This window comes from Polaromonas sp. P1_E1_2 (assembly GCF_056406035.1).
On the sequence record NZ_JBFUAZ010000614.1, the window covers coordinates 1 to 2507 of the forward strand.

At 65.1% G+C, this 2507-nt stretch carries 2 protein-coding genes; one reads left to right on the forward strand and one right to left on the reverse strand.

Annotated elements, in window-relative coordinates; genetic code table 11:
• Positions 1–1204 (forward strand): class-II fumarase/aspartase family protein (locus AC1D1P_RS20725; protein WP_477674261.1); only part of this gene is annotated, 1204 nt, incomplete at its 5' end.
• Between the two features lie 59 nt (positions 1205–1263).
• Here the strand turns inward: AC1D1P_RS20725 and AC1D1P_RS20730 are convergent.
• The coding region (locus AC1D1P_RS20730) for a sensor histidine kinase (protein ID WP_477674262.1) at positions 1264–2507 on the reverse strand (1244 nt) is incomplete at its 5' end.

Here is a 2507-nt window from a genome sequence, read left to right on the forward strand (position 1 = left end):
CGTGAAGAACTGCGAGCCCAGCCAGATCGACTGGGTCAAGCTCAAGGCCAAGACCGAGCAGATCGGCTACCCGATCATCGCCGTGGTCAACCAGATCAACGCGCATTGCAAGGATGGCCTGGGCGAATACTGCCACTGGGGCGCCACCACGCAGGACATCACCGACACGGCCGCCGTGCTGCAGATACGCGAGGGCCTCGCACTGGTCGAGGCCGACCTCGCGGACATCTCGGCCTCGCTCGCCAAACTGGCGCGCGACCACCGCGACACGCCGATCATCGGCCGCAGCAACCTGCAGCAGGCGACGCCCATCACCTTCGGCTACAAGATGGCCAGCATCCTCGCAGGTATCGAGCGCCACCGCGAGCGCCTCACGCAGCTCAAGCCGCGTGTGCTGGTCGGTGAATTCGGCGGCGCGTCGGGCACGCTGTCCTCGCTTGAAAAAGGCGCGATGGAAACCCAGGCTGGCCTCATGAAGGAACTCGGCCTCGGGCAGCCCCTGATTTCGTGGCACACCGTGCGCGACAACTTCGCCGAAGTTGGCGCCTTCCTCGGCATCGTCGGTGGCTCGCTCGGCAAGATCGCGATGGATGTGAAGCTGCTGATGCAGACCGAAGTCGCCGAAGTGTTTGAGCCTTTCGCGCCCGGCCGGGGCTCCTCGTCAACCATGCCGCAAAAGCGCAACCCCATCTCCTGCCTCTACATCCACGCCAACATCTCCGTGGTGCGCCAGCTGGCCGCATCGCTGATGGACGCGATGGTCGCCGACCATGAACGCTCCACCGGCCCCTGGGAAATCGAATGGGTGGCGATGCCCGAGATTTTCTGCCTGATCTCGGGCGCGCTCAAGCAGACGAAGTTCATCCTCGCGGGCCTCGAAGTCGATGCCGCGCAGATGCGCCGCAACATCGACATGACCCACGGCCTCGTGATGTCGGAGGCCGTGATGATGGGCCTGGGCCCTTACATCGGTCGCGAATACGCGCATGACCTGGTCTACGACATCTGCCGTGACGCCCTCCAGCAAAAGCGGCCGCTGATCGATTTGCTGGCGGAGCACCCGGAGATCAAGAAGCACGTGACACGCGAACAGCTGGCCTCGTTCTGCGATCCGATGAATAACCTGGGCCAGGCAGGCGTGATGGTCGACCGCGTGCTGGCATCGGTCAAGGCGCCGGACTCGCAGCCCACAAGAGTGTCATAAGAAGAGGGCGGCTCAAGCTTCGTACCAAAGTTTTGTGTATGCGGTTGAAGGGTGCCGTCTCAACGTCTTAACGGAAGCTCCAGCGTCACGCAGGTTCCATGTGTGCCACTGGAAATGCGGACCTGGCCCGCCAGTTTTTGTGCGCGCATTCGCATCGCGGCCAGGCCGCGTTGGGTCTTGCCGGGTGCGGGAACGGCGTGCGTGTCGAAGCCGCAGCCGTCATCTGTGACGGACAGTTCCACGGTGCTGGCGGTGTCACGTGCGCGAACGGTGATGGTTCTGGCCGCGCCATGGCGCACTGCATTGTTGATGGCCTCCTGGAGCGTGCGCAGGATGGAAAGGCCTGTCTCGGGTGTCAGGTAGTCCATCTCCGGCAACGGCCCCACTTGCCACTGCAAACCAACCCCGATGGCGTTGAGCCGCGGCTCCAGCCGATAACGCAGGTTGGCCAACAGGGGCAGCAGGTCGCTTTCCTCAAGGTCCAGCGAATCGATGATGAGCCGCATGTCTTCCAGGGAGTCCTCAATCACGCGCGCGACTTCCTCTCGCGGCACCTCGTCGCGGCGGGTCATCCGCAGCGCGGTGATCAGCTGGCTGCCCATGCCGTCGTGCAGGTCGTGCAGCAGCCGGGTACGCTCGGCGGCGATCACGGCCTGGCGCTCCTCGGCCTTGCGGCGGTCAAATTCCGCGCGCATTTCTTCCAGGGCCTGCCCGTGCGCTGTGCTGACGCCGGCGACGGCAAGGTTGATCTCTTCCTCGGCGCTGGCCCGGTGCAGCGCCAGGCCCTCGAGCGTGCGCGCGACCAGGGTGGCCAGCACCAGCAGCGCGGCCACCGGGGCCATGAAGAAGCTGTCGAAGGCGTTCAGGTCGGCAGGAATGGCCAGGTCCTGCAGCACAGCGGCCCACCAGAGGACCAGCGTCACGGCCAGGAACAGCTCGTTGCGCCGGCGTGTGCGCCAAGCCCTGTGAACCTGGGCCAGCACCACGGCGATGGTCAGGGCGAAATACGGCCAGTGCAGCACGGCCGCGACGTTGGGCCGCATGTCGCCCTTCAGGTAGGCGGCGACGCCCGCTGCGAAAGACAGCGCGATGACCCCGTAGAGCACTTTGAGGTAGCGCTTCCAGGGCGGGCTGGTCCAGTGGCTGTACTCCAGCASCAGCATGATCATGAGCGTGTTGGACACCAGGGTGCTGGCCAGCGCGAACAGCAGGGATTCGGGGCCGGGCGGCCCGGCTTCAGGCGCGAGCATCACCAGTGCCCGCGGCATCCAGCTCAGGCACAGCAGCACGAACAGCAGGTGGA